Source organism: Pseudomonas sp. 910_21 (assembly GCF_052850735.1).
The window spans coordinates 1,013,525-1,037,809 of the sequence record NZ_VXCY01000001.1 but is presented as its reverse complement, the minus strand read 5'-3'; the positions used below and the strand labels follow the sequence as shown (position 1 = coordinate 1,037,809).

The 24,285-nt window shown below is 64.2% G+C and carries 26 protein-coding genes and 1 pseudogene; 11 read left to right on the top strand and 16 right to left on the bottom strand.

Features of this window, described 5'->3' with window-relative positions; all coding sequences use genetic code 11:
- Position 1 precedes the first annotated feature (1 nt).
- From FW796_RS04805 to FW796_RS04790, 4 genes are all read left to right on the top strand, one after another.
- Positions 2–1,351, top strand: coding sequence for a GntT/GntP/DsdX family permease (locus FW796_RS04805; protein WP_346633706.1), 1,350 nt, complete (start codon positions 2–4; stop codon positions 1,349–1,351).
- Entirely contained in the window at positions 1,352–2,212 is an 861-nt protein-coding gene (locus FW796_RS04800; protein ID WP_346633705.1) for a MurR/RpiR family transcriptional regulator, read from the top strand.
- A 1-nt stretch (position 2,213) separates the two neighbouring features.
- Positions 2,214–3,680: an N-acyl-D-amino-acid deacylase family protein gene (locus FW796_RS04795; RefSeq protein WP_404938196.1), complete on the top strand. Its 1,467-nt coding sequence runs from the start codon at positions 2,214–2,216 to the stop codon at positions 3,678–3,680.
- Between the two features lie 116 nt (positions 3,681–3,796).
- On the top strand, positions 3,797–4,165 hold the full coding sequence (locus FW796_RS04790) for a glyoxalase superfamily protein (protein ID WP_123727367.1): 369 nt from the start codon (positions 3,797–3,799) through the stop codon (positions 4,163–4,165).
- A gap of 6 nt (positions 4,166–4,171) precedes the next feature.
- Here FW796_RS04790 and gliR read toward each other — a convergent pair whose 3' ends face one another.
- The 3 genes and pseudogenes from gliR to FW796_RS04775 all read right to left on the bottom strand — a co-directional run.
- Positions 4,172–5,200: an AraC family transcriptional regulator GliR gene (gene gliR, locus FW796_RS04785; RefSeq protein ID WP_404938197.1), complete on the bottom strand. Its 1,029-nt coding sequence runs from the start codon at positions 5,198–5,200 to the stop codon at positions 4,172–4,174.
- 172 nt (positions 5,201–5,372) lie between these two features.
- The gene (locus FW796_RS04780) at positions 5,373–6,077 is read right to left on the bottom strand and encodes a methyl-accepting chemotaxis protein (protein ID WP_446439100.1); all 705 of its coding nucleotides are present in this window, start codon (positions 6,075–6,077) and stop codon (positions 5,373–5,375) included.
- 201 nt (positions 6,078–6,278) lie between these two features.
- Positions 6,279–7,157 (bottom strand): annotated as a pseudogene (locus FW796_RS04775) (methyl-accepting chemotaxis protein); the annotation flags it as partial.
- 494 nt (positions 7,158–7,651) lie between these two features.
- On the opposite strand from FW796_RS04775, the gene pmrG reads away from it, so the two are divergent.
- On the top strand, positions 7,652–8,329 hold the full coding sequence (gene pmrG / locus FW796_RS04770) for a lipopolysaccharide core heptose(II)-phosphate phosphatase PmrG (protein ID WP_446439079.1): 678 nt from the start codon (positions 7,652–7,654) through the stop codon (positions 8,327–8,329).
- Between the two features lie 53 nt (positions 8,330–8,382).
- On the opposite strand, the gene FW796_RS04765 is transcribed toward pmrG, so the two are convergent.
- The 3 genes from FW796_RS04765 to FW796_RS04755 form a co-directional block, all read right to left on the bottom strand.
- Positions 8,383–8,967, bottom strand: a complete 585-nt coding sequence (locus FW796_RS04765) for a DUF2589 domain-containing protein (protein ID WP_123727372.1) — start codon at positions 8,965–8,967, stop codon at positions 8,383–8,385.
- 75 nt (positions 8,968–9,042) lie between these two features.
- A complete protein-coding gene (locus FW796_RS04760; protein WP_346633700.1) occupies positions 9,043–9,699 on the bottom strand; it encodes a DUF2589 domain-containing protein in 657 nt (218 codons plus the stop codon).
- A gap of 81 nt (positions 9,700–9,780) precedes the next feature.
- Complete coding sequence (locus FW796_RS04755) at positions 9,781–10,164, bottom strand: transcriptional regulator (protein WP_102861053.1); 384 nt, start codon at positions 10,162–10,164, stop codon at positions 9,781–9,783.
- A 168-nt stretch (positions 10,165–10,332) separates the two neighbouring features.
- On the opposite strand from FW796_RS04755, the gene FW796_RS04750 reads away from it, so the two are divergent.
- Positions 10,333–10,890, top strand: coding sequence for a pesticin C-terminus-like muramidase (locus FW796_RS04750; RefSeq protein ID WP_346633699.1), 558 nt, complete (start codon positions 10,333–10,335; stop codon positions 10,888–10,890).
- Positions 10,891–10,932: 42 nt separating this feature from the next.
- Here the strand turns inward: FW796_RS04750 and FW796_RS04745 are convergent, their stop codons facing one another.
- The 4 genes from FW796_RS04745 to FW796_RS04730 all read right to left on the bottom strand — a co-directional run bounded on the left by FW796_RS04745 (position 10,933) and on the right by FW796_RS04730 (position 14,126).
- Positions 10,933–11,391, bottom strand: a complete 459-nt coding sequence (locus tag FW796_RS04745) for a hypothetical protein (protein ID WP_446439078.1) — start codon at positions 11,389–11,391, stop codon at positions 10,933–10,935.
- A gap of 85 nt (positions 11,392–11,476) precedes the next feature.
- Complete coding sequence (locus tag FW796_RS04740) at positions 11,477–12,025, bottom strand: hypothetical protein (protein ID WP_346633697.1); 549 nt, start codon at positions 12,023–12,025, stop codon at positions 11,477–11,479.
- Between the two features lie 148 nt (positions 12,026–12,173).
- Complete coding sequence (locus FW796_RS04735) at positions 12,174–13,640, bottom strand: ArnT family glycosyltransferase (RefSeq protein WP_446439077.1); 1,467 nt, start codon at positions 13,638–13,640, stop codon at positions 12,174–12,176.
- A gap of 126 nt (positions 13,641–13,766) precedes the next feature.
- The gene (locus FW796_RS04730) at positions 13,767–14,126 is read right to left on the bottom strand and encodes a winged helix-turn-helix transcriptional regulator (protein ID WP_404938199.1); all 360 of its coding nucleotides are present in this window, start codon (positions 14,124–14,126) and stop codon (positions 13,767–13,769) included.
- Between the two features lie 106 nt (positions 14,127–14,232).
- On the opposite strand from FW796_RS04730, the gene FW796_RS04725 reads away from it, so the two are divergent.
- Entirely contained in the window at positions 14,233–15,249 is a 1,017-nt protein-coding gene (locus FW796_RS04725; protein WP_446439076.1) for a zinc-binding alcohol dehydrogenase family protein, read from the top strand.
- Positions 15,250–15,410: 161 nt separating this feature from the next.
- Here the strand turns inward: FW796_RS04725 and FW796_RS04720 are convergent, their stop codons facing one another.
- Both FW796_RS04720 and FW796_RS04715 read right to left on the bottom strand, forming a co-directional pair.
- Positions 15,411–15,899, bottom strand: a complete 489-nt coding sequence (locus FW796_RS04720; RefSeq protein WP_346633692.1) for a hypothetical protein — start codon at positions 15,897–15,899, stop codon at positions 15,411–15,413.
- An 85-nt stretch (positions 15,900–15,984) separates the two neighbouring features.
- A complete protein-coding gene (locus FW796_RS04715; RefSeq protein ID WP_346633691.1) occupies positions 15,985–16,455 on the bottom strand; it encodes a hypothetical protein in 471 nt (156 codons plus the stop codon).
- 365 nt (positions 16,456–16,820) lie between these two features.
- Between FW796_RS04715 and FW796_RS04710 the strand changes: the two genes are divergently transcribed.
- Positions 16,821–17,138, top strand: coding sequence for a hypothetical protein (locus FW796_RS04710; RefSeq protein ID WP_011059155.1), 318 nt, complete (start codon positions 16,821–16,823; stop codon positions 17,136–17,138).
- Positions 17,139–17,185: 47 nt separating this feature from the next.
- Here the strand turns inward: FW796_RS04710 and FW796_RS04705 are convergent, their stop codons facing one another.
- On the bottom strand, positions 17,186–17,968 hold the full coding sequence (locus FW796_RS04705) for a helix-turn-helix domain-containing protein (protein WP_446439075.1): 783 nt from the start codon (positions 17,966–17,968) through the stop codon (positions 17,186–17,188).
- A gap of 115 nt (positions 17,969–18,083) precedes the next feature.
- Between FW796_RS04705 and FW796_RS04700 the strand changes: the two genes are divergently transcribed.
- The 3 genes from FW796_RS04700 to FW796_RS04690 all read left to right on the top strand — a co-directional run bounded on the left by FW796_RS04700 (position 18,084) and on the right by FW796_RS04690 (position 21,291).
- The gene (locus tag FW796_RS04700) at positions 18,084–18,968 is read left to right on the top strand and encodes an EamA family transporter (RefSeq protein WP_446439074.1); all 885 of its coding nucleotides are present in this window, start codon (positions 18,084–18,086) and stop codon (positions 18,966–18,968) included.
- A 156-nt stretch (positions 18,969–19,124) separates the two neighbouring features.
- A complete protein-coding gene (locus FW796_RS04695) occupies positions 19,125–20,765 on the top strand; it encodes an ArnT family glycosyltransferase (protein WP_346633688.1) in 1,641 nt (546 codons plus the stop codon).
- Between the two features lie 70 nt (positions 20,766–20,835).
- Positions 20,836–21,291 (top strand): GNAT family N-acetyltransferase, encoded by a 456-nt coding sequence (locus FW796_RS04690; protein ID WP_346633687.1) that lies wholly within the window; start codon positions 20,836–20,838, stop codon positions 21,289–21,291.
- Positions 21,292–21,448: 157 nt separating this feature from the next.
- On the opposite strand, the gene FW796_RS04685 is transcribed toward FW796_RS04690, so the two are convergent.
- The 3 genes from FW796_RS04685 to FW796_RS04675 form a co-directional block, all read right to left on the bottom strand.
- Positions 21,449–22,504, bottom strand: coding sequence for a YkvI family membrane protein (locus FW796_RS04685; protein WP_446439073.1), 1,056 nt, complete (start codon positions 22,502–22,504; stop codon positions 21,449–21,451).
- 102 nt (positions 22,505–22,606) lie between these two features.
- Positions 22,607–22,984 (bottom strand): RidA family protein, encoded by a 378-nt coding sequence (locus FW796_RS04680; RefSeq protein ID WP_446439072.1) that lies wholly within the window; start codon positions 22,982–22,984, stop codon positions 22,607–22,609.
- Between the two features lie 26 nt (positions 22,985–23,010).
- Entirely contained in the window at positions 23,011–24,147 is a 1,137-nt protein-coding gene (locus FW796_RS04675; protein WP_446439071.1) for an NAD(P)/FAD-dependent oxidoreductase, read from the bottom strand.
- Positions 24,148–24,285: the final 138 nt, after the last annotated feature.

The following is a 24,285-nucleotide window of genomic DNA, read 5'->3' as shown; positions in this document are numbered from 1 at the left end:
CATGGCTCCTGCATCGGGTTACTGGCTGCTGGGCTACGCCGCAGTCGCCATCATTGCGCTGATCGTGCTGATCGCTCGCTACCGACTCAATCCCTTTATCGTCATCACTCTGGTGTCCGTCGGCCTGGCGTTGATGGCCGGCATGCCGCCGTCCGGCGTGGTGGGTGCCTATGAAGCCGGGGTCGGCAAGACCCTGGGCCACATTGCCCTGGTGGTGGCCCTGGGCACCATGCTCGGCAAATTGATGGCCGAATCCGGCGGTGCCGAACAAGTGGCGCGGACCCTGATCGATCGTTTCGGCGAGCGCAACGCTCACTGGGCCATGGTGTGCATTGCCTTCCTGGTGGGGCTGCCGCTGTTTTTCGAAGTGGGTTTTGTGCTGCTCATCCCCATTGCCTTTACCGTGGCGCGGCGGGTGGGGGTGTCGCTGCTGATGGTGGGCCTGCCCATGGTCGCCGGGCTGTCGGTGGTCCATGCCCTGGTGCCGCCCCATCCGGGGGCGATGCTGGCGGTGCAGGCCTATCAGGCGTCGGTGGGGCAGACCCTGCTGTACGCGCTGCTGATCGGTGTGCCCACGGCGATCATTGCCGGTCCGGTGTATGCCCGGTTTATCGTGCCGCACATTCATCTGCCGGCCGAGAACCCCCTGGAGCGTCAGTTCATTGCCCGTGAGCCGCGCCTGCGCCTGCCGAGTTTCCGCCTGACCATGGCCACCATCCTGCTACCGGTGGTGCTGATGCTGATCGGTGGCTGGGCCAACCTGCTGGCGGAACCCGGCACCGGGCTCAATCAGTTCCTGCTGTTTATCGGCAACTCGGTGATCGCCCTGCTGGTGGCCACCCTGGTGAGTTTCTGGACCCTGGGGCTGGCCCAGGGCATCAACCGTGAATCGATCCTCAAGTTCACCAACGAATGCCTGGCGCCCACGGCCAGCATCACCTTGCTGGTAGGTGCCGGTGGTGGCCTCAACCGGATTCTGGTCGACTCCGGGGTCACCGAGCAGATCGTCGGCCTGGCCCATGAATTCCAGCTGTCGCCGCTGTGGATGGGCTGGTTGTTCGCGGTGCTGATGCGGGTCGCCACCGGTTCCGCCACCGTGGCCCTGACCACCGCTTCCGGGGTGGTGGCGCCGGTGGCCGTCGGTCTGGGTTATCCCCATCCGGAGTTGTTGGTGATTGCCACCGGGGCCGGTTCGGTGATTCTGTCCCACGTCAACGACGGTGGCTTCTGGCTGGTGAAGGAATACTTCAATATGACCGTCATTCAAACCTTCAAGACCTGGACCGTGCTGGAGACGCTGATTTCGGTGATCGCCTTTGGCTTGACCCTGGGACTCGCGGAGCTGTTGTAGATGGACATTCTTTATCAGATCCGTTCGCGCCTGGATGACTTCAGCGCCGGGGAAGGGCGGATCGCCCGCTTGCTGCTCGACGACGTGGGCTTTGCCGCCTCCGCCAGCCTCGACGAACTGGCCCAGCGCGCCGAAGTCAGCGCCGCCACCCTGTCGCGCTTTGCCCGCAGTGTCGGTTGCCGCGACCTGCGCCAACTGCGTTTGCAACTGGCCCAGGCCAGCGGTATCGGCAGCCGCTTTCTCGACCCGGCCGGGGCGCCCGAACAGTCCGGTTTCTACCGGCAGATCCTGGGCGATATCGAGTCTGCGCTGCATCAGCACCTGGCCGGTTTCGAGGAGGCACGGTTTGCCGATGCGGTGCGCTTGCTGGGGCGGGCACGGATGATCCACGCCTTCGGCATGGGCGGCTGCTCGACCCTGTGCAGCGATGAACTGCAGGTGCGCCTGGTGCGCCTGGGCTACCCCATCGCCGCCTGCCACGACCCGGTGATGATGCGGGTCACCGCCGCCGCCCTGGGGCCGCAACACGCAGTGATCGCCTGTTCCCTGACCGGCCTCACCCCCGAGTTGCTGGAACCGGTGGCCCTGGCCCGCAACTACGGTGCCGGCATCCTCGCCATTACCCTGCCCGAGTCACCCCTGGCCCAACTGGCGGACGTGGTGCTGCCCCTGCATAGCGCCGAAACCTCATTCATCTACAAACCCACCGCGGCCCGCTACGGCATGCTGCTGGCCATTGATGTGCTGGCCACCGAGCTGGCCCTGGCCCTGCCCGATGACAGCCAGGAACGCCTGCGGCGAATCAAGCTGGCCCTGGACCATTACCGGGGCGGCGACGACTGCCTGCCCCTGGGAGACTGACATGCGCTATGACACGTTGATTCGCAATGCCCTGATCATCGACGGCAGCGACCGCCCGGGCTATCCCGCCGATTTGGCGATCGGCGACGGTCGCATCCAGCGCATCGGCGAGCTGTCCGCCGCCACGGCCGAGGAAGAGATCGATGCGAGCGGCCGGGTCCTGGCCCCGGGCTTCATCGATGTGCACACCCACGACGACACCGTGGTGATCCGCCAGCCGCAGATGCTGCCCAAGCTCAGCCAGGGCGTGACCACAGTGATCGTCGGCAACTGCGGGATCAGCGCTGCGCCGGTGAGCCTCAAGGGCGATCCGCCGGACCCGATGAACCTGCTGGGTCAGCGCTCGATGTTTGTCTATCCACACTTTCGCGACTATCGCGCGGCGGTGGATGGGGCGCGCCCGGCGGTGAACGTCGCGGCCCTGGTGGGCCACACGGCGCTGCGCAGCAACCACCTCTCGGACCTGCATCGCACCGCCAGCGCCGCCGAAATCGCGGCCATGCGCGAGCAACTGCGCGAAAGCCTGGAGGACGGCGCCCTCGGCCTGTCCAGCGGGTTGGCCTATGCCAGCGCCTTCTGTGCCGAGACCGATGAAGTGCTGCAACTGGCCCAGGAGCTGACGGCGTTCGGGGCGGTGTACACCACTCACCTGCGCAGTGAATTCGAACCGGTGCTGGAGGCCATGGATGAAGCCTTTCTGATCGGCCGCGCGGCCCGGGCGCCGGTGATCGTCTCCCACCTCAAATGCGCCGGCGCCGGCAACTGGGGCCGCAGCCCACAACTGCTGGCGGCCCTGGAACAGGCGGCCCAGGACCATCCGGTGGGCTGCGATTGCTATCCCTACGCCGCCAGTTCCTCGACCCTGGACCTGAAACAGGTCACCGATGCCTATCGCATCACCATCACCTGGTCCACGCCGCACCCCGAACAGAGCGGTCGTGATCTGAGCGAAATTGCCGACGAGTGGGGCGTCAGCCTGCGGGTCGCCGCCGAGCGCCTGCAACCGGCGGGGGCGGTGTACTACGGCATGGATGAAAACGATGTGCGACGCATACTCGCCCATCCACTGTCGATGATCGGCTCCGATGGCCTGCCGGAAGACCCGTTCCCCCATCCGCGGTTGTGGGGTGCCTTTCCCCGGGTGCTGGGCCACTTCAGTCGCGACCTCGGCCTGTTCCCGCTGCACACCGCGGTGCACAAGATGACCGGGCTTTCGGCTGCACGGTTCGGCCTGCACCAGCGTGGCGAAATTCGCCAGGGGCACTGGGCCGACCTGGTGCTGTTCGACCCGGCGCGGGTGCGCGACGTGGCCGATTTCAAGCACCCGCAACAAGCGGCGGAAGGGATCGACGGGGTTTGGGTCAATGGCGTGCGCAGCTATGCCGAGGGCCAGGCCAACGGTCAGCGCTCGGGACGTTTCTTACCGCGGGAGGGGGATTTGCGCCGGGGCTTCGCATCCGCAGTCTGATTCTTTGATCTTCATCACAGTGATGGCGCTGTGCTATTAAAGAATCCTTGCGCGGCGCCGAAGTGCTGGGAATCGCCGCCTGTATAGTCGGCTTATTTCAGTCAGGGAGTCGTGCAATGAGCTTTGGCAAAACCACCCCCATCCTGCGGATCTTCGATGAAGCCAAGGCCCGGGAGTTTTACCTGGACTTCCTGGGCTTCAACCTCGATTGGCAGCACCGCTTCGAGGACAACTTCCCGCTGTACATGCAGGTGTCCCGGGGCGAGTGCGTGCTGCACCTGTCCGAGCATCACGGCGATTGCACCCCGGGCGCGGCGTTGCGGATCGAGACCGACGAACTGGAAGCCTTCCAGCAGCAATTGCTGGCCAAGGAATACCGGTTTTCCCATCCGCAGATCCAGGCCATGCCCTGGGGCAGCCAGGACATGACCATCAGCGATCCGTTCGGCAATCGGCTGGTGTTCACCAACGCCATCAGCGTCTGACCGGGCTCAGGCCTTGCCGGCGCTCAGCGCGGCCTGACGAAACTGTCCCGGGGTCAACCCGGTGCGGCTCTTGAAACTGCGGTGAAATGAACGCGATTCGGTGAAGCCCAGGCAATCGGCGATCCCTTGGATCGACAGCTCGCTGTGGCGCAGATAGTGCTCGGCCAGCTCCTGGCGCAAGTCATCGAGAATCTGTTGGTAGGACGTGCCGGCCTGTTGCAGCTGGCGCTGCAGCGTGCGCTCGGACATCTGCAGTTGTTCCGCCACCTGCTCCTTGCGCGGCAGGCCATCCTTGAGCAACTGGCGCAATACGTTCTGCACCTGCAACGCCAGGGGCGCATCGGCCAGCGCGGCCATCATCGCCTGGGCGTGATCCTCCAGGGTCTTGAGCAGCCGCGCATCGGCCTGGCGCAGGGGCAACTGCAGGTATTGCAGCGGCGCCACCAGGGCCGAGCAGGCTTGCCCGAACAGCACCGGACAGCCGAACAAGGCCTCGTACTGCGCCACCTCGGCCGACTCCGGCAGCGAGTGCTCGAACCACACTGCACTGGGTGAGAGCTGCGAGTCGGCGATCCAGCGCGCATACAGCAGCCAGGAGGCGAGCACGTTTTCCACCAGGTGCCGGCGAATGTCCGGGCGCCGATGACGACAGCTCCAGATCAGCCGCACCTGATCGCCCGCCACCTCGGCCCGGCTGGTGCCCATGTCCCCCACCAGCTTCTCGAACGGCATGATGCGGCCCATGGCCTCGCCCAGGGTGGCGCAGTTCATGGTGATGTAGCCCAGCACATTCCAGGAGTTGGGTTTGACGAAGCGCGCCGAATTGAGCCCGAACAGCGGATCGCCGGAATGCTGGCAGAAGTAGTCGAGCAAACGCTCATGGACCTCCACCGGCAGGCGCAGACTGGTGTCGTTCAACTGCGCGGCCTCAAGCCCCGCCGCCGCCAGCGCCGGTGCCGTGGCGATACCCAACTGCTCCGCATAGAGCAGATATTTGAGCAAGGGTGGGACCGAGGTAAAACCGAGGCTGGGCATTGGGGTTTCCTGGTGACAGATCCTTCGGACAGCAGGACGCAGACCCGGAAAGGTAAGGGCAAACCCTGATGGGTGTAAATGCTCGGCGCGAGGGATGGGTGCCTTTCGCCGGCAAGCCGGCTCCTACAAGGGTCTGTAGGAGCCGGCTTGCCGGCGAAGGGCGCGCCGCGGATCAGACGCGGAAGTGGCTGACCATCATTTGCAACTGGCCGCCCAGGCGCGCCAGTTCAACACTGGAGGCGGCGGTTTCGTCGCTGGCGGCGGCGGTCTGTTCGGACACGTCGCGCACGTTGATGATGCTGCGGCTGATCTCTTCGGCCACGGCGCTCTGTTGCTCGGCAGCGGCGGCGATCTGCTGGTTCATCGATTGGATGTTGGACACGGTGCGGGTGATGCTTTCCAGCGAGGCGCCGGCCTTGCGGGTCAGCTCGACGCTGCTGTCGGTGAGGCTGCGGCTGTTGTTCATCACCGTGGCCACTTGCTGAGTGCCGTTCTGCAGGCCGGCCACCAGTTCCTCGATCTCTTCGGTGGACTTCTGGGTGCGCTGGGCCAGGGCCCGTACTTCGTCGGCGACCACGGCAAAACCACGACCGGCTTCACCGGCACGGGCGGCTTCAATGGCGGCGTTCAGTGCCAGCAGGTTGGTCTGTTCGGCCACGGCCTTGATCACGTCCATGACGCTGCCGATCTTGTCGCTTTCCTGTTGCAGCACGGTCATGGCGTCGGTGGAGCGCACCACTTCACTGGCCAGGCGCTCGATCTGCTGGATGGCCTGGGCCACCACTTTGTCGCCTTCGCGGGCTTCACCGTCGGCGGCGGCCGCGGCCTGGGAGGCTTCTTCGGCGTTGCGCGCGACTTCCTGCACGGTGGCGGTCATCTCGTGCATGGCGGTGGCCACCTGGTCGGTCTCGACTTTCTGGCTGTTGACCCCGGCGCTGGTTTCTTCGGTCACGGCGGACAGTTCCTCCGCGGCGCTGGCGATCTGGGTCACGCCGTCGCGGATGCCACCGATCAGTTCGCGCAGGGTCACGCCCATGCGCACGATGCCTTGCTGCAGCACGCCCAGTTCGTCGCGGCGGGTCACTCGCAGGTTCTCGGTGAGGTCGCCGGAAGCGATGCGCTCGACCACGGCCAGGGTTTCCTGCAGTGGACGGGTAATCTGCCGGGTGATGATGACGGCAGCCAGTACGCCGACCAGCAGGGCCAGCAGGGTGCTGATCAATTGCAGGCTGCGGGCCTGGGCGCTTTCGATGTCGCGGCGCTCCAGCTGGATCTGGTAGAGGGCGTCGCTGCGGCTGACGATGTCGGCGCCCTGGTCGGTCATTTCCTTGCGCGCCTGCACGGCGTCGGTGAAGGCGACCTTGAAGGCCTGCAGCGAGCTGCGGTAGCCGCTCAGGGCCGTTTCCAGCTGTTGCAGGGCATCACGCTGGGTGATGCTGAAATGGCTCTTGAGCTGATCCATTTCGGCAATCGCCGCGTTGAGCTGGGTGACGGCTTTCTGTTCGGTGTCCGGGTTGTTGGTGGTGACGTAGCCGCGCACTTCATAGCGGGCTAGCTGGAAGGCTTCCTTGGCCTGGGTGATGGCCTGGAATTGTTCGAAGCGCTCGTCGCTCAGGGGCAGTTGCTTGACCCAGGTGTTGATGCCGTTGATCAAGTCATTGGCGCGTTCGGCGTTCTGGTTCATCGCCAGGCGCGCAGCGTCGCCAGTGCGGTAGGCGTTGCGCATCTTGTTCAGCGAGTCCTGATAGGCGCTGATGGTCGCGCCCAGGCCTTGCAGGAGCTTGATGTTTTCCGGGCTCTGGAACGAGGTCAGGAGTTTTTTCTGCTGGGCGCTGAAATCGTCCAGGGTGTTCTGCACGCCCTGGGCGGCGGTTTCGTCGCCGTTGGCCAGCATGTACTGCAGGCGGGTGACCCGCAGCTTGGTCAGGCCGCTGTTGAGCTGGGTGATATCGCTCATCCAGTTACTGCGGTCGATCAGGCTGCCCAGGCTGGTCCAGCCGGTCAGTGCCAGGACGCTGGTGAGGGCCAGGACCAGGCCGAAGCCCAGGCCCAGCTTAAGGTTGACGCTGATGTTGGCAAACCAACTGCTCATTGAATTCCTCCAGGAACGTAGCTCTTCTTGATCTTGAGTTGGCTGGAAGATTGTTGTTGTTGGTGACCAGCAAGGTGTTTTGTAGGGGGTGTATCGGCGGGATGTGCCATAGCTGAAACGATTTCGTCGGCATTGTCCCAAGACAATGTTTTAGGCGATGGACGGTTATTTTGCGGGATGAACCGCCAGTCCGTTGAGCTTTTTTTCACATTGATTTCACCGCTCCCCCACGCCGCCCACCCTAGAGTCGGTCCGGTTGCTGCCAGAGTGACCGGCAGCGCTCAATTGTCATCCGGGTTCTGTAGCCTCGCTACGTGCTGCTCAACACCTCGGATCATCCTCAAAGGGGCGGCAGGACTGTGGCTACAAGACTCGTGCTGGCGGTGGCCAAGCGTCCGCCTTTATGGCGTTCCCTGGTTCGTTACAAGAACACACTGGCGCTGCTGCTGGGCGGTTTGCTGCTGCTCCCCTTGAGTCTGTACCTGTTCAAGCCGGCGGCGGTGCCTGACCTGGCCCAGGGCAACGTGGCCGGGATCAAGGCCTTGACCAGCAGCTGGGCCAAGGGCGACATGATCGTCCTGGTGCGTCATGTGGAGCGTTGCGATCGTTCCAGTGCCGCCTGCCTCGGCCCGGCGGACGGCATTACCGATCGAGCGCGGGAGGTGGCGGTGAGCATTGGCGCGCGCTTCGAGCAGTTGGGCCTGGAACGCACCGACATCTATAACAGCCCTTCGACCCGTACCGCGCAGACGGCCGGCTATATGTTCAGCAAGGTCAGCAGTGGTGACGGCTGGCTGTACAACTGCAAGAACAGCATGCTGCGCGACGTGCTGGCGCATAAGGTAGCCGGCCGCAATCTGGTGCTGGTGACCCACAGTGAGTGCATGGACGAACTGGAGAAACAACTGCAACTGTCGACCCCGACCCTGGGTTACGGCGCCTCGCTGTTCGTGTCCACCGATACCCTCAACGGGGCGCCGAAAATGCTCGGGATGATCGAGGCCAGTGACTGGCGTTCGGTAAACCTCAAGCCCTGACGGCCCCGGGGAGCCGGCCGTCGCGGTCAGCCGGGCGAGGCGGGCAATCGGGCTCAGGGGGCCATCAGGTCCGGATCGGCGGGCGGGGTTGTCGCGGGGGGCAGCGTGCCGGGCGCAGGACTTTCATTGATCCGCTGCGGACTGATCAGGTTGGTGAACTCTTCGATCAGGCGCTGGATCGCTTCTGGCGGCTCGCAGTCGCGAAACTCCATGCTGATCTGTACTTCGTCCGGGTCGCGCTCCTGGCCTTCGCGCTTGCCGCTGCCGAAGGTGACGAAAAACTTCTCGCTCTGCAGCTCGCCATTCTCCAGGTCGTGGCTGGCTTTCTGCAGTTCGGTGCCCTGCATGCGCACCGACAGGTCGACGGTCATCTTGTGCAGGGCCAGGCCCTTGGGCGAGACCAGGGCAATCAAGGGGACGTTGATGATGTGCTGTTCGTTGAGCGCCACCTCGACCATCTTGGCCTTCATCGGCGTACCCAGGTCGTTGACGTTGTAGTCGAAGAACTGGTCGAACAACTTGATGTATTGCTGGGCGATCAGGTTGTGGGTCGCGGCGGCGGCCTGGTGCATGCCACGGGTGATGTGGCTCAGGTCGCTGGCGGACATGGGCTCCTTGCGACGGGAAAAAAACGCCATGGATCATGCTCCTTGTTCGATGGCTGAAGTGCCCCGCCGTGGCGGCGGGGCGGGTGGCTGGGTCAAGCGTGGCTGTCAGGGATTGGCGCCGCTTTTTTCCGCCGGTGCATCGGGCATTTTCAGCGCGTTGGCGGTGGGCAGCTTGTCGGTGTCGGTGGCGGTGGCACTCGGCAGCATCACCGGTTTGGTGGCGGCGTCGGTGAGGAAGTCGATGACTCGCATCAGGGCTTCCGGTGGGTCCTGGCGGATGATCTTGGTGCTGATGGCGTAGCGTGCCCGGGTGTCGGTCTTGCGGGTCTGCGTGGATTTGTGGCTCGCCGCGCCCTTGACCGAAACACTGAACGGGCCCCAGCCCATCTTCGCCTCGAAACTGCCGGAGGCTTCGGTGGAACTGGTGTCTTCAGCCATCTGGCTGATGGTCAGCTCGAACTCGATGGAGCCTTCCTCAATGGTGATGTTGGGGTGACTGATGGCCGCCAGCAGCGGGATGCGCATCGATTTCTTCACCGTACCCTTGTAGACGCCCTGGTCATCCACCAGGGTTTCGTCGTAGTCGAACTGCACCGATACCGCCTGGCCGTTCTGGATACACACACCCATGAGGAAGTCCGCATAGGCTTTGCTCGCGGCGACCTGCGCCTGGATCATTGCCATCAGCGGACCGGTGATCATCTTGTCCAGGGGCAGGGCGGCAATCACGCCGCCGATCAAGCCCTTGTCGATATCTGGCATGGTCAATCTCCTTATCGTTTATGCGCGAGTTGCGCCCTTGCACCTTAAGCAAGCCAACGCCGCCGATTCAGCGGGAATCGATTACCGGTGAGTGTTGGCTTCCAGGCGGCGGATGTTGCCGATCTGCCGCAGGCTCAGGCCGTACTTGTCCGCCAGGACGCTGCGGGAGATGCCTCCCAGGCTTTCCAGCTGGATGTGCTGGTTGCGGATCTGCCGGCAGAAGTGGTCGGCCTTGGGGATCTCCAGGGCCAATCCGGCGAAGCGTTCGATCAGGGCGTTGAGGGCATCGGGAGGCAGGATCAGCGCCAGCGAAGTGCGTTCGGCGTGCTTGGGGATGTACTTAGGACGGCCGCCGTATTCACGCGTCAGGCGGTAGGCGTTTTCCAGGCCGATGCAGTCGATGAGGGCCTGGAGCGAATGGGGTAGCTGGCGAATATCGATAAGGCTGAGGTCTTTCACGTCCATTTGGTACCTCCTTGGAATTATGGATACAGCTGGTTCGATCCTAAGGAGGTGTGTCGTCCTCTGTTCAGTGGGAAATTTCCCCCCTATTAAAGGGAACTATTACATTCTGACGTTGTATCGGTCGCTGGTGATGCACTGGATTTTCTTCAACTGGAGGAGGAAATCCCCATGTCACGCTATGCGATTGATTTCAGTTTTATCGCCGCTCTGGAGGGAGCTGGCATTACCCGCGGTTATGTGCCCAATCCGGACAAGAGCAAGAGTGGCGTCACGGTGGGCACCGGCTTCGATCTGGGGCAGCGTGGGGTGAAGGATCTGCAGGCGCTCAATCTGCCGGCGGATCTGGTGCGGCGCTTGACGCCCTATCTGGGCCTGACGGGGCCCAAGGCCAAGGCGTTTCTCGATGACCAGCCCTTGACCATCGGCAGCGACGAGGCCGAACTGATCGACGAGGCGTACAAGGCGCCCTTCGTCGATCGTCTGGCGGCGAGCTACACCAAGGCCAGCGGGGTGGATTTCGCTCAACTGCCGGCACCGATGCAGACCGTGATCGCTTCGGTGGCCTTTCAGTACGGCGACCTGGCCAGCCGCACGCCGAACTTCTGGGCCCAGGTGGTGGCCCGCGACTGGTCCAGTGCCCTGGCCAACCTGCGTAACTTTGGCGACAGCTACGGCACCCGCCGGCACAAGGAGGCCGATCTGCTGAGCTCGCAGCTCGGTTCATGATCCGTTGCCGCCCAGGCTACCGGCCTGGGCGGCTTGCCGGTTTCAGAGGCAGGGGATGATTTGCAGCAGGCTTGCGCTGCCCATGTAGCTGCTGTCGTCGGGCCGTGTACCGGTGGGCAGCGAGCGCCAATCCACCAGCAGGCACAGCGCCTTGAGGGACTTGCCCTTGGCCTGGCCGATGGGGGTGGAAAACTCATAGCGGTACTGCGCCTGAGTGGTGTTCTGCGGGGTCACGCTGCTGGCATTGATCAAGGTGCTGCGAGCCATGTCCGGCAGTTTGTCCTGGGTGATGGTGAAGCGCGGTTGTTCTCCCGCCGTATCGAAAACGCCCTGGTCCCGGGCGCGCTTCCACAGCTGTTGCCATTGGCTGCTGCCGGCGGTGGTGCTCAGGGTCGCGGCGTAGGCCTTCAGGGTTTCGGCTGGGGTGCTGGTGGTGTCCAGGGCGTGGGCGGCGCCGGCCAACAGGCTCAGTCCGATGATCAGTGAACGCAGAATCAACATGGGGCAACTCCTTTTCCAGGCCGCAAGGGCCCGACACGAACACAGGGAAGATCCCGGCGACAAGCTATCGCCGGGGGGGCAAGGCTCAGCGGGCGTCGAGGTAGTCCCAACGCAGGCCTTCCTTGTTGTTTTTCGCTGTCAGCTCCTTGGCCACGGTGTTCTCGATGGCGTTGACGTTGATGTTTTCCACTTCAAGGATATTTTTGTCCGCCAGTTGTTTGCGGAACTCGGCCTTGTTGGTGAGGAACTGGCAGGCGTGCCCCAGTTCATGCATCAGCACCAGGGCCGGGGACAGGCGCTCGACCCGATCACTGGCGAACAGCGCCAGGAATTTCTGGAAGTTGCTCAGATCCGGCTGTTTGTATTTCTTCTCGATGGCGTACACCTGGGACTTGAGGTTCCACACCACGCGGCCGGCGGAAGTGGTGGAGCTGGTTGCCGGTGGAATCCAGCGGTCGGTCTTGTCCGCCGCCGCCGAGTTGGTGACTTCCACGGTCAGTTCTTCTTTGACGGCGATCAGCTCGTCGAGGAGGAAGTTGGCCAGGTCGGATTGGCGCAGGTAGTGGCAGGCATCGTCGAAACGCTTCTGGGCAACGGCCTGATCCATGGTGGAGGTGGTAACGGTGATGGTCATGACTGACTCCTTTGGGGGGAATGCCCGTCGTTGGGCAGGAGTCATGGTTTCAAGGGCGGCAGGCGGGTATCAGCGGGAAAGGGTTCAAGGGGTATGGGCGGAGGGGATGGGCAAACGGCACCTGATTCAGGTGCCGTTTTTTTGCGCTTCAGCCAGCGGGCGCCAGGTTGACGAAGTAGTAGGCCTGGCGACCGACCATGATCGTCTGCTGGATCTGCAGCGGCGGCTTGGGCGCCTCGGCGCCACCGAGTACCGCCATGTGCTGCGGCGACTCGCTGAGAAAGGCCTTTAGCTGCGCCTCGGTCTGCAGGTCCTTGAGCAGGCGTCGGGTGTAGAACACGCTGGCCCCGGCGATGCGTTCGTTGGCTTGATACAGCGCCAGCTGATGACCGCTGGCCTGCAAGGCCATGATCTGCTCGGTCACCGGGACGAACGACAGTTTGCGATCGGCCTTGGGCGCGGCCCACTGCGCGTTGGCCAGATAGCCGCCGATTACCAGGGCCATGAGCGCTATCAGCAACCCTTTGCGCTGGCGCCCCACGGCACTCCAGAAACCCGTGCCCGGGGCTCGTTGGGCCAGGCGTTGGTAGAGCACCGCGCCATATTCCGCCGCCAGTACCGCCGCGGCCGGAGTCAGGGACATCAGGTACACCGTGCGCTTGCTCGACGCCAGGCACAGCAGGGTGAACTGCGCCAGCAACCAGAGGCTGAAAAACAGCAGGTAGCGGTTCTGCACCAGGGTTTTACGGAAGTGCCACAGCCCCAGGTAGACCAGGATGTTCCACGGCAGGAAGGCCTGGGGCAGCTTGGCCAGGTAGTAATAGAACGGCTCGTAGTGCCCGGCCTCTTCAAAGGAGCCGCCGAAGCGCCCGACGCTGTTGGTCCACAGCACTTCCCCCAGGGCCTGCAGGCCGCCGCGCTGGTAGAGCAGGTACAGCCAGATCATCAGCGGCACCAGCCCCAGCAGGGTCAGCAACCCGGGGCGCAGCCAGTGGCTGAAGGTGAAGCGCTTGTCGATCAGGCTGTCGGCCAGCAGGTAGGCGAAGATCACCACCCCCGGCATGGCCAGGCCCAGCACGCCCTTGCTCAGGGTGGCGATGGCGATGCCGACGGCGAACGCCAGCCAGGCCAGCAGCGCTGGTTGCTGCGCGGCCTGACGTCGATGGGCCTGGAAAAACGCCAGCAGGGCCAGGGTCACTCCCAGGCTGAGCAGGGCATCTTCACCCACGCCGCGCACGTTGCTCCAGTAACTGGCCATGGTCGCCAGCATCAGCCCGGCCACTGCGGCCAAAGTGGCTGGCCGGCCGAAGCGACGCAGCATGGCGTACAGCAGCATCACGCTGAACAGCCCGGCAAAGGCCGAGGCCAGGCGCACCGCCAAGGGCGTGCCGCCGAAGGCGCGGATGGCGCCGGCGTCGAGCCACAGGCTCAGGGGTGGCTTTTCCAGGAACGGCGTGCCGAACAGGCGCGGCGTCACCCAGTCATCATCCAGGTGCATTTCCATGGCGATCCCGGCGACCCGGGCTTCGGTGGAACCTTGCAACTGGTGGTTGCCCAGGGCGAAGAAGAACAGCAGGCAGGCCAGCAGGAACAACAGCGGAGCGGGTCGTGACATGAATTTTGCGCCGGCAGATCGAGGGGCGCAGCCGGAAGGCTGCGGGCAAGCGCAAAAGTATACGGAGGCAACTCTTAACAAATTGTGAACAAGTAGGGGGAAAAGGTGCGGTTCGGTCTTGACGACTCAGTCGGACCTGCTCGGGTGGTTTTGCTGTTGGCGGCTGATGCGTCCTCGACCCCAGGTCGACAGCGCCTCGATCACCGGTTGCAGGGATTGCCCTTCTGCGGTCAGGCGATACTCCACCCGCGGCGGCACCTCGGCATACACCGTACGCGACACCAGGCCGGCGGCTTCCAGGTCCCGCAGTTGCTTGGTCAAAAGGCGTTGTGAGATCCCCGGCAGACGCCGCTGCAGCTCGTTGAAACGCAGGAACTCGTTGGCCAGCAATTGATGCAGGACCACGCCTTTCCAGCGGCCGTCGATCAGGTCCAGGGTGACCTCCACCGGGCAGCCTGGAATGTCCTGGTAGTGCTTGTTCTTCATTGCCTGACGACCCTTTTGCGTAGCTGGTACGCAAAAGTACCGTACTTGTGCGAGTGGGGCATGAAGGATTTAAGTGTGCGCTTTGCGTCGTCAAGGAAGTGTTGCAATGAAGGCCATCGTCTACCTCAAAGGTTCGCACCTGTCTGATCCTCAAGCCCTCTGCGAGGTGCAACTGGAGCCGCCGCCACTGGAACCGCATGACCTGCTGGTGGCGGTTGAAGCGGTGTCGGTCAACCCCCTGGATACCAAGGTACGCGCCGGCAAGGTGGCGGTGCCCGACGGTGTGCGGACCCTGGGCTGGGACGCCAGTGGCGTGGTCCGCGCGGTGGGCAGCGCAGTGACCCTGTTCGCCCCGGGGGATGCGGTGTTCTATGCCGGCACCTTCACCCGGGATGGGGCCAATGCCGAGCTGCACCGGGTGGACGAACGCCTGGTGGGGCACAAGCCGGGCCGCCTGTCCTTCGCCCAGGCGGCGGCCATGCCACTGACCTCGCTAACCGCCTGGCAATTGCTCTTCGAGCGCCTGGGTCGGGTGCCCGGCGACCTCTCTGAGCAGGGCACGCTGTTGATTGTCGGCGGTGCCGGTGGCGTGGGCTCGGTGCTGATCCAGCTGGCGCGCCAGCTGACCGGGATGACCGTCATCGCTACTGCTTCGCGGCCGGACAGCCGCCAGTGGTGCCTGGACCTGGGGGCTCATCAGGTGCTGGACCATTCCCATTCGCTGGTGGCGCAACTGGCAGCCCTCGACCTGCCGTCGGTGACCCACATTGCCGCCCTGAGCCACACCGAACGGCACTATGCCGAGCTGGCCGAGATCATCGTGCCCCATGGCCACATCGCACTGATCGACGATCATGAGTTCTTCGATGCGGTGCCGCTCAAGGCCAAGAGCGTGTCCCTGCACTGGGAGATGGTATTCACCCGCGCCCTGTTCCAGACCCCGGACATGATCGAGCAGCACCGGATTCTTGAGCGGCTGGCGCAACTGCTGGATCAGGGTGTGATTCGCAGCACCTTGAGCGAGGTGTTCGGCCCCTTCACCGTCGACAACCTGCGCCGGGCCCATGCCCGCGTCGAGCAGGGCGGCTTGCTGGGCAAGGTGGTAGTGGCCCGCGACGCCTAGCCCTGCGCCTCCTTGTAGGCGCTGGCTGGGGTGGCGCTGATCTGGTGTTGGCTTGGTAGGCGCTGGCTTGCCAGCGAAGGCCTCATCACGTCTGGCGCAGGGCCGGAGGGCCTCTTCGCCGGCAAGCCGGCTCCTACGGGAGGGGGGGCAGGGAGGGCTGATCAGCGCAGGTGGCGGCCGCTGCGCCACCAGAAGATACCTCCCAGAAAAGCCCCCGAGCAGCCGAACAATGGCGCCAGCGGCAGGTAGCGCGGCAAACCGTCGGGTAGCGGTTCATCCTCGTCTCGGTCGGTGTAGAAGCTGGAGGGGGCCAGGCTTGCCACCACGGGAATGGTCGGCATCGCCGCCAGTGCCCCGCAGAACAGGTAGATCAGCACATTACGCCAGGCAAAACGCTGGGCCAGCCAGAAGAACAGGGCGCAGGGCAGGGCCGTGATAATGCCGATCAGCACGCCACTGACGACCAGGGTCAGCAGGCCCACGAATAGCGTCTGGAGAATGATGTCTGCGTTCAACGAGCCGGCGCCGGCCAGCATTGCCAGCATGATCAGCAAGGCCAGGACCACGGCCAGGGCCGTGACGCCGATGAAGTAGGCGGCGAACCAGTCTTCAGGGTGCACGGTGCGAAGGGCTGGAGTTTTTGCAGGCATGGGAGACATCGCTTCTTGAGGTGAGTGACAAGGCTGGGATCGTGGGCGCTTTCTTCGCCGGCAAGCCGGCTCCTACAGGAGGGAGTCAGCGCAGGTGCCGCCCGCTGAGCCACCAGAACATCGCTCCCAGAAAGGCCCCGCAACCAGCGAACAAGTGCGCCAGCGGCAGATAGCGCTCAAGGATGTTGACGCCGTACGGGAGGTTGAAAAAACCGGGAGACAGGCTCACCACCATGGGAATGGTGGGTAGGGCCGCCAGGGCTCCACCCAGCAGGTAGATCCACAGGTGGCGCCAGGTGAAACGCTGGGCCAGCCAGAAGAACAGGATGCAGGGCAGGGCGGCAACGACGCCTATCACGACCACGCTCACCAGCAGCACCACCACGCTGAAAGTCAGCGCGCTGGACAGCTCGCTCCACGGGTCCCGGCTGCTGATCTGCACGATCAGGTTGACCAACAGCGTCAGGACCACGGCCAGCGTCGCGACGCTGATGAAATAGGTAGCGACCCAATCAGAGGGCTGGACGGTACGAAGAGGTTTGGACGGCTGGGGCATGGGGGCAATGGCTTCAGGCAGAGGATGACCGGACCCAGGCTATCGGCAACAAGGTGTTTTGATTGTGGAGTTTGCGTGGTTTTTTCGCGGTGAATGCGCGTGACGGATGACGCCGGGGGAGCAAATCCCTTATACAGGCAGCGGCCCGTCGACAGTTCACGGGCCCGGTTTGCATCACCCACCCAGAAGGAGATGGACATGTTCAAGTTCCTGACTATGACCGAGTTGCCCCGTACCCCTGCGCATCGTGATTCAGGCTCCGTCAGCGGAGCGATCAATGCCTGGGAGCTGAAAAATCGGGCTCTCAATACGAAGGGGTTTGTCACATGTCCAAAGAATTACTCGGAGTTTCTGCTGTAGGGCTGATGGTGCTGGGCGAGTTCTGCGCCATCTACAGTGAGGTGGTGGTGGCGCGGCTGGCCCATTCCGGTAACACCTCGGGTGCCGAACTGGCGTTGCCGGTGCTGATCATGTGCCTGGGCGGTATCTGCCTGCTGGCGGCCTACTGGCTCGGCTATGTGGCGGTGGGTGATATCTGGATCATCACCGTGGTCTCGGTGACATCGCTGCTGCTCCTGGAGCCGCTGGTGATCTGGGCGCTGTTCCAGCAGGCGCCCGGCCGCGGTGCCTTGATCGGCTTTTGCCTGGGGGCGCTGGGGATGTTGTCTGCTGTGTTTCTGTAGCGGCGCGCAGGCCCGGCCTGGCAGGCAAGCTGCCGGGCCCGGGTCTTTCACACCCGGCCCTGGGCAAAGTAGCGACTGGGCGGCTCGCCCAATACCTTGCGAAACACACCGCTGAACGCGCTTGGGCTGCTGTAGCCCAGGTCGGTGGCAACCCGGGTGATGGGTTGTCCCTGGCCCAGGCGTTCCACTGCAGCCAACAGGCAGGCCTGCTGACGCCATTCGACGAAACTGATGCCGCTGTGTTGCCGGAACAGGCGGGTGAAGGTGCGGCGGCTCATCCCGGCGCGCTCGGCCATGGCATCGATCCCCAGCTCCAGCGACGGTTGTTCCAGCATTTCCCGGCAGACCCTGGCCAGGCGCGGCTCGGACGGCAGTGGGGCGTTGAGGCACAGCGCCGGCATGGCGGCGATTTCATGCAGCAGCAGGTTCATGAGCTGGCCCTGCGCGCTGTCCTCGGCGTAGAGAGCGGGGATGTCCACGGCTCGCAGCAGCAACTGGCGCAGCAGTTCCGACACCTCCAGTACCTGGCAATGTCCGGGCAAGCCCAGGTTCTTGATGGCCCGGGGACGCACATAGGTGTTGAGCATGGTCACCGGCCCGCTCATGTGCATGGCATGGGTCACCCCGGCCGGCACCCAAATGGCCCGCTGTGGCGGCACCACCCAGTTGCCCTGCTCGGTGTAGACGCTGATTACCCCGGTGGCGGCGTAGGCGAACTGCCCGCGTCGATGCTGGTGTTCGGCGAAGTGCTGGCCGTCCGCATAGTCGATGGCCGTGACCAGCGCATCTCGGGGGATGTTTTCGTAGGGGTCGATATCGATAGGGTGCATGGCCCGAATTTACTGATAGTTGACCTGATACTGCAAGCGGGCCATGGCTTCACGCAGCGATAGTGCGGCCCTGCCCCGGGATGTGCCCGGGGCCGCCTTTTGTGGATCGCGCGACATGCAGAAAAAACACCTGTTCCTGGCACTCCTGGTGACGGCCTTGTGGGGCCTGAACTTCCCCATCACCAAACTCGGCTTGGCCAGTGTCGATCCGTTGCTGCTCACCGCCCTGCGTTTCACCCTGGCGGCGCTGCCCTGGGTGTTCCTGGTGCCGCGCCCGTCAGTGGCGCTCGGCTGGCTGGCGGCCTACGGGCTGATATTCGGGGTGGCCATGTGGGCGCTGATCAACCTGGGGATCGATCAGGGTGTGGCTCCGGGCACGGCTTCGCTGTTGATCCAGTTCAGCGCCTTTTTCTCCCTGGGCTGGGGCGTGTTGCTGTTCGGCGAGCGCCTGCGTCTGCAACAGGTTCTGGCCACGGCCATTGCTCTGTGGGGGCTGCTGCGGATCATCGGCGACAGCCCTGGGCACGCCACCAGTCTGGGTTACGCCTTGCTGTTGGTGAGCGCGTTCAGCTGGAGTGTGGGCAACGTCATCATCAAGCACTGCGGGGTTCGAGAGGTGTTCGCCTTCGTGGTCTGGGCCAGCCTGTTTGCGCCGTTGCCGCTGCTGGCGTTGACCTGGATAAGCCATGGGAGTGCGCCGTTTCTGCAACTGGCCGGGCAGGTGTCCGTCAGTGCGGCCTTGTCCCTGATGTTCCAGGTCTATGCCGCAACGCACTTCTGTTACTGGGGCTGGAACCTGTTGTTGCGTGAGTATCCGGTCTCCCGGGTGGCGCCCTTGTCGCTGCTGATCCCGGTGTTCGGCATGGCCGGTTCGGTGTTGATCCTGGGGCAGCGGGTCGGGGTCGAGGAGGGCATATCCATGGGCCTGATCCTGCTGGCGCTGGCAGTGGGGCAGTTCAACTGGCGCCGGTTTACGACCCTGCGCCGCAGCTCCGTGTAACCGCAGCCTCGCGGACTCGACAGCGGCAACAGTCAGCTGGGCAGAACGGCGGCGTGGGGATTTTCATCCCTGTTCAGGCACCGTTCAGGGGCTGCGCGCGCAACATGTTCAGCCTTATGCCGCGCCCTTGGTGCGGCGCTTTCTGGTGGGGCGAAGATGGTTCGAGAAACGCGTTTAGGGATTGAGTCCTGGGGTATCTACCTGGTGGCCCTGTTGCTGTTCACCTTTGGCATCTGGGACGAGCAGCCCCAGGGCTTCGACGGCCGCTGGGCGCTATTTCTGCAGGAGATGTTCCGCCACGGCGCGAGCCTGTTCCCGACCACTTACGGCCAGCCGTATCCAGACTATCCGGGCACCGCGACCTTCTTCAGCTACCTGTTCGCCCAGGCCTTCGGCGCCCCCAATCACCTGGCCAATATCCTGCCCACCGCGCTGGCCTCGGCCGGGGTGCTGGCGCTGCTGTATCGCCTGCTGGCGCCTTCGGGGCGCACCTGGGCACTGCTCGCGGTGTTGCTCACGGCGCTCACCAGCCAGCTGTTGGACAAGTCCCGCTCGGTGTGTCTGGACCAGATGGTTTCGCTGCTGTGCCTGGGCGCTTTCTACCTGCTGCACAGCGGCGAGCAGCGTGGCTCGCGGCTGCGGCCACTGATGGTGCTGCCGCTGTTCGTGCTGGCCTTCGCCATTCGCGGGCCCTTGGGGCTGGTGGAGGTCTGCGGCGTGGTCTGCACCTATTGGCTGCTGGGCGAGAGTCGTACCCAGGAGGCGCGCCGTATCTTGTTCAAGCGCGTGCTTGGCTACGGTTTCAGCGGCCTGCTGTTGCTGGCTGCCTGTTGGTGGCTGTTACTGAAGCTGGCTTATGTCAGTGGCGGCGAGGCCTTTGTGCAGCAGGTCTACCACATGCAGGTGGGCGGGCGCCTGGATGAGAGTGGCGAGCCGTTCTACTTCTACTTCCAGTTGGCCCTGTACCGCTATTTCCCCGTGGTGCCCCTGGCCCTGGTGACGTTGTGGATGCTGCGCCGCCAAGTGTTCCGGCGCCATGCCGACCCGCAACTGCGCCTGGTACTGCGTCTTGGCGCCTGCGGCCTGATGATCCTGCTGGGCTTGTCGGTGCCACACTTCAAACGCGCCTATTACATCTTGCCCATGGTGCCGATGTTCGCCGCGGTGGCGGCCTATGGCCTGCTCATGATCCGGGGCAGGCTGGACAAGGTGCGCAGCGCCTACCTGTGGCTGGTGGGGTTGCTGCCGGGGGTGTGCATCCTGGTGCTGTTCGTCCTGCGTCACAACTGGCACAAGCACGGTTACTGGCCGCCGGTGTCCATGCCGTTGCTGATCGCGATCTTCGCCGTGTTGCAGCTGCTGGCACTGTATGGCTGGCGCAAGACCCTGGGCAGTTTCGGACGGCGTCTGGTGCTGCTCAGCGGCTTGGCCCTGGCGGCGCAATGGACGCTGCTGGTGGCGGTGGTGGACCCGGCCAAGGATCTGCAGTTCGACACTAAGGCCTTCGTTTCCCAGGTTGAGCAGTTGCGCCAGGCGAGCCCCGGGCCGCTGGTGTTCTTCAACCTGGGCCAGGACACCTGGGCGGTGCGCTACATGATGAACCTGGACCGTGACGAGCAACCGCTGTTCGTCAGCGGCGACGACCCCGGGCACCTGGATGCGCTGCCTCACGACTCCTGGGTGATCATCGCGCGCAAGGACCGGGGGCTGCTGGATAACACCTCGCTGGAGAATCAGCTGCCGGTGTTCGAAGGGCGGCTCAACGACAACCCCTGCCTGGTGTTCCAGTTGCAGTAAGTGCTTGGCTGCGCGTGGGATGGGCCGTATTTTTGACCACTGTGATCAACGCGACAACCAGGGAGTGGTCATGGAATGTCAGGTTCGTCCGGCCGTAGCAGCCGATGCCGCGCGGGTCAGCCAGGTGATCCTGGCGGCCTTGCTCACCAGTAATGCCCAGGACTATCCCGCCAGTGTGATCGAGCGGGTCAAGGCCAGTTTCACCACCGATGCCGTACGCCAACTGATGCAGCGCCGGCAGATGTTTGTCGCCCTGGTGGACGGCGAGTTGCTGGGCACCGCCAGCCTCGACGGGCGCGCGGTGCGTTCGGTGTTTGTCGACCCGGCGCACCACGGCCATGGCCTGGGCCGGCAACTCATGGCGGCGGTCGAGCAGGCGGCGCTGGATGCGGGCTTGACCTCGCTGGTGGTGCCCTCGTCGGTCACCGCCGAAGGCTTTTATGCCCGCTTGGGCTTTGTCCGGGTGCGCGAGCATTACGAGGGCGAGGAGCTGACGCTGATCATGGAACGGGCCCTGTCCTTGTAGGAGCGAGCTTGCTCGCAATGGGCGTTAACGATAACGCGGGTTCGCTGGGGAAATGCGGCGCTCTGGGGATTTTCGCGAGCAAGCTCGCTCCTACAGTGCCGGGTTGAACTCAAGGCACCTGGGATACGCCCCGGGTGCCTGCCCCATCGAACGGCGCCTACGCTACCACCACCCGCCGTGGTCGCAGCCAGCCGATCACCACCGCGGCAATCAGCAGGAACCCCAGGTAGCCGAAGAACGGATAGACCTGCCCCACCAAACTGATAAAGCCCACCAGGCTGCCGACAAACGCCAGGGTGCCGGCGGCTATCGAACCTAGGCGGAACTGTCGGGTGCCCGCTGGAAACAGCCGCGCAGAGAAGGAGTACAGGGTGCCCACGGCGGTGTTGAGGATCATGCAGAAGATGATCAGCGCCATCAGCAATCCAAGCGCCGGGGAGACTTCGCTGGCGATCGACAGCATGGGCATCGGCAGGTCCGCCACGCTGTCCAGGCGCGACAGCAGGCCCAGGCTCATCACCAGCATCAGCAGGCCCAGCAGCGCGCCGCCGAAAATGCCGCCCCACATTGCCTGTTTCTCGCCCTTGGCCGCGCCGCCCATGATTGCCAGGATCGGCACCCCGGCCACGATGTTGTAGGACACGTAGAGCAAGGCGCCCAGCAGCCAGTGGCTGGCGCCGGCTTCTTGCTTGGCCGCCAGTTGATTGAGTTCACCGAAGCTCAGGTCACGGGTGGCGGCGCCATACAGCGCGACGCCGACCGCGGTGATGATCAGGAAGGGCGTCACCGCGCCGATCATGCCGATGACCTTGTGCACGTCCAGGCACACGATGGCGACCACGATCAGGGTCACCAGCACGCTGCCGGCGATGGCCGGAATACCGAACTGCTGTTCCAGCAGGGCACCGCCGCCGGCCAGCATCACCACGGTCACGGCGAACATGAAGAAGGTAATCATCAGGTCCACCAGGGCGCCCAGGTGTTTGCCGCACAGGGCCTGCACCACGTCCTTGTGCGACGCCGCCCGCAGGCGGCTGCCCATGCTGGCCAGGGCCATGCCGAGGAAGGTGAACAGCGCGGCGCTGACCACCGCACCCGCCAGCCCCCAGACGCCGAAGTCGACGAACATCAACAGCAGTTCACGACCGGAGGCGAACCCCGCGCCGACAATCACACCGACGAAGGCGCCGGCGATCTTCAGACTTTCTTTCATGACGATTAGCCTCGATTTGTTGTTGTTATGTGGGGTGGACCACCCCGGCATTCATGGCCGTGGTGGTCCTGGGCATCGCACTTGAGGACTGGGGCGGGTGACTCAGTTTTCGCCGACCCAGGCCTGGACTTCGATCTCGACATCGACCCCCAGCGCCAGTTGGGCGCTGACGGTGGAGCGCACCGGGAAACCGTTCTTGAAGTGACGCTGGTAGACCTCGTTGAAGCCGGCGAAGTGCTGCATGTCGGTGAGCCAGACGGTGCTCTTCACGACTTGGTCGAAGCTGGCGCCGCACGTGGTCAGGGTTTCGCCGATGCGCGCCATGGCGGCCTCGGTTTGCACGCGGATGTCGCCGTGCACCACTTCGCCTTCGGCGCTCATCGGCACCTGGCCGGAGAGGAACAGAAAGCCGCCGACGCGGATCGCCCGGGAGAAGGGGTAGGGCAGGTGGCTGGGGTAACGCTGGATGTCATTGGACATGGCAAGGGCCTCGTGGGCTGGGTGGGTTAACGCAAGCGAGCGGGAGCCAGGGCCTGGGCATCGACGCCCTGGCTCAGCAGTTCTTCGGGGACCGGTTGCCCCAGCAGCAGGGCGCAGGCCAGTTGCGAGACGCCGGCCGCCGACTGGATGCCGTAGCCGCCTTGGGCGGCGAGCCAGAAAAAGCCTTCGCAGTTGTCATCCCAGCCCACCACCAGATCGCCGTCGGCGACGAAGGAGCGCAGGCCGGCCCAGCTGTGGCGCGGGCGGCGGATGCTCAGGGAGGTGACGTTCTCGATGTGGTAGATGCCGGTGGCGATGTCCAGCTCTTCGGGCATCACGTCCTGGGGCGGCACCGGGTCGGCATTGGCCGGGGAGCCGAGCAACTGGCCGGCATCGGGCTTGAAGTAGAAGCTTTCGTCGATGCCGATCACCGCCGGCCAGCGGCTGAAGTCTTCATCCGGCGGGCCGTCGAAAGTGAAGGCGCTGCGCCGGCAGGGCTGCAGGCCGATGGGGGCCACGCCGCACAGCTGGGCCACCTCATCGACCCAGGCACCGGCAGCGTTCACCAGATTGCGCGCCTGCAGGGAACGGCCATCGCTGAGTGTGAGGTTCCAGTGGCGGTCTTCGCGGCTGGCTTCGACGATCTGTATGTCGCACTCCAGCTGCCCACCGGCCCGGCGCATGGCCCGCAGGAAGCCCTGGTGCAGGGCGTGCACGTCCAGGTCCTGGGCGGCGGTTTCCAGCATCGCCCCGGCGACGGCGTCGGGGCGCAGGCAGGGTACCAGGGCCCGGGCCTGCTCGGCCGTGATCAGGCGCACATTGGCGGAGCGGGCGCGGGTTTCATCGTAGGTTTGCTGCAATTGGTCCAGCTGTTCCTCGCTGGCGACGTACAGACAGCCACGGGGTTCCATCAGCGGGTGTTCGCAGAAACCTTGCGGCGGCCGCTGGTAGAAAGCCCGGCTGGCGCGGGTCAGGGCCTGGATCTGCGGAGTGCCGTAGGCCTCCATGAACATCGCCGCCGAGCGCCCGGTGGCGTGATAGCCCGGCTGCGATTCACGTTCCAGCACCAGCACGCTGGCCTGCCCGGCCAACCGATAGGCCAGGGAAGCCCCGGCAATACCGGCGCCGATGATGACGAAGTCGAAGCATTGGTTTGCGTGCATGCCGGGGTTCCTGAATCGCTGGGAAATGACAGGGGTTAAAATTCTCACATACGAGAAATGTAAGATATGAGAATTTTCCAGTCAACCCGCAGTCATGGGTTAATATTTCGCCACGTGCCCCGGCCAGCGTCGCGGTTG

Bases quoted from the DNA above. Each gene is read 5' to 3' on its own strand.
- FW796_RS04805 (WP_346633706.1), top strand. From the start codon at position 2: ATGGCTCCTGCATCGGGTTACTGGCTGCTGGGCTACGCCGCAGTCGCC.
- FW796_RS04800 (WP_346633705.1), top strand. From the start codon at position 1,352: ATGGACATTCTTTATCAGATCCGTTCGCGCCTGGATGACTTCAGCGCC.
- FW796_RS04795 (WP_404938196.1), top strand. From the start codon at position 2,214: ATGCGCTATGACACGTTGATTCGCAATGCCCTGATCATCGACGGCAGC.
- FW796_RS04790 (WP_123727367.1), top strand. From the start codon at position 3,797: ATGAGCTTTGGCAAAACCACCCCCATCCTGCGGATCTTCGATGAAGCC.
- gliR (WP_404938197.1), bottom strand. From the start codon at position 5,200: ATGCCCAGCCTCGGTTTTACCTCGGTCCCACCCTTGCTCAAATATCTG.
- FW796_RS04780 (WP_446439100.1), bottom strand. From the start codon at position 6,077: ATGACCGCCACCGTGCAGGAAGTCGCGCGCAACGCCGAAGAAGCCTCC.
- FW796_RS04765 (WP_123727372.1), bottom strand. From the start codon at position 8,967: ATGGCGTTTTTTTCCCGTCGCAAGGAGCCCATGTCCGCCAGCGACCTG.
- FW796_RS04760 (WP_346633700.1), bottom strand. From the start codon at position 9,699: ATGCCAGATATCGACAAGGGCTTGATCGGCGGCGTGATTGCCGCCCTG.
- FW796_RS04755 (WP_102861053.1), bottom strand. From the start codon at position 10,164: ATGGACGTGAAAGACCTCAGCCTTATCGATATTCGCCAGCTACCCCAT.
- FW796_RS04750 (WP_346633699.1), top strand. From the start codon at position 10,333: ATGTCACGCTATGCGATTGATTTCAGTTTTATCGCCGCTCTGGAGGGA.
- FW796_RS04745 (WP_446439078.1), bottom strand. From the start codon at position 11,391: ATGTTGATTCTGCGTTCACTGATCATCGGACTGAGCCTGTTGGCCGGC.
- FW796_RS04740 (WP_346633697.1), bottom strand. From the start codon at position 12,025: ATGACCATCACCGTTACCACCTCCACCATGGATCAGGCCGTTGCCCAG.
- FW796_RS04735 (WP_446439077.1), bottom strand. From the start codon at position 13,640: ATGTCACGACCCGCTCCGCTGTTGTTCCTGCTGGCCTGCCTGCTGTTC.
- FW796_RS04730 (WP_404938199.1), bottom strand. From the start codon at position 14,126: ATGAAGAACAAGCACTACCAGGACATTCCAGGCTGCCCGGTGGAGGTC.
- FW796_RS04725 (WP_446439076.1), top strand. From the start codon at position 14,233: ATGAAGGCCATCGTCTACCTCAAAGGTTCGCACCTGTCTGATCCTCAA.
- FW796_RS04720 (WP_346633692.1), bottom strand. From the start codon at position 15,899: ATGCCTGCAAAAACTCCAGCCCTTCGCACCGTGCACCCTGAAGACTGG.
- FW796_RS04715 (WP_346633691.1), bottom strand. From the start codon at position 16,455: ATGCCCCAGCCGTCCAAACCTCTTCGTACCGTCCAGCCCTCTGATTGG.
- FW796_RS04710 (WP_011059155.1), top strand. From the start codon at position 16,821: ATGGTGCTGGGCGAGTTCTGCGCCATCTACAGTGAGGTGGTGGTGGCG.
- FW796_RS04705 (WP_446439075.1), bottom strand. From the start codon at position 17,968: ATGCACCCTATCGATATCGACCCCTACGAAAACATCCCCCGAGATGCG.
- FW796_RS04700 (WP_446439074.1), top strand. From the start codon at position 18,084: ATGCAGAAAAAACACCTGTTCCTGGCACTCCTGGTGACGGCCTTGTGG.
- FW796_RS04695 (WP_346633688.1), top strand. From the start codon at position 19,125: ATGGTTCGAGAAACGCGTTTAGGGATTGAGTCCTGGGGTATCTACCTG.
- FW796_RS04690 (WP_346633687.1), top strand. From the start codon at position 20,836: ATGGAATGTCAGGTTCGTCCGGCCGTAGCAGCCGATGCCGCGCGGGTC.
- FW796_RS04685 (WP_446439073.1), bottom strand. From the start codon at position 22,504: ATGAAAGAAAGTCTGAAGATCGCCGGCGCCTTCGTCGGTGTGATTGTC.
- FW796_RS04680 (WP_446439072.1), bottom strand. From the start codon at position 22,984: ATGTCCAATGACATCCAGCGTTACCCCAGCCACCTGCCCTACCCCTTC.
- FW796_RS04675 (WP_446439071.1), bottom strand. From the start codon at position 24,147: ATGCACGCAAACCAATGCTTCGACTTCGTCATCATCGGCGCCGGTATT.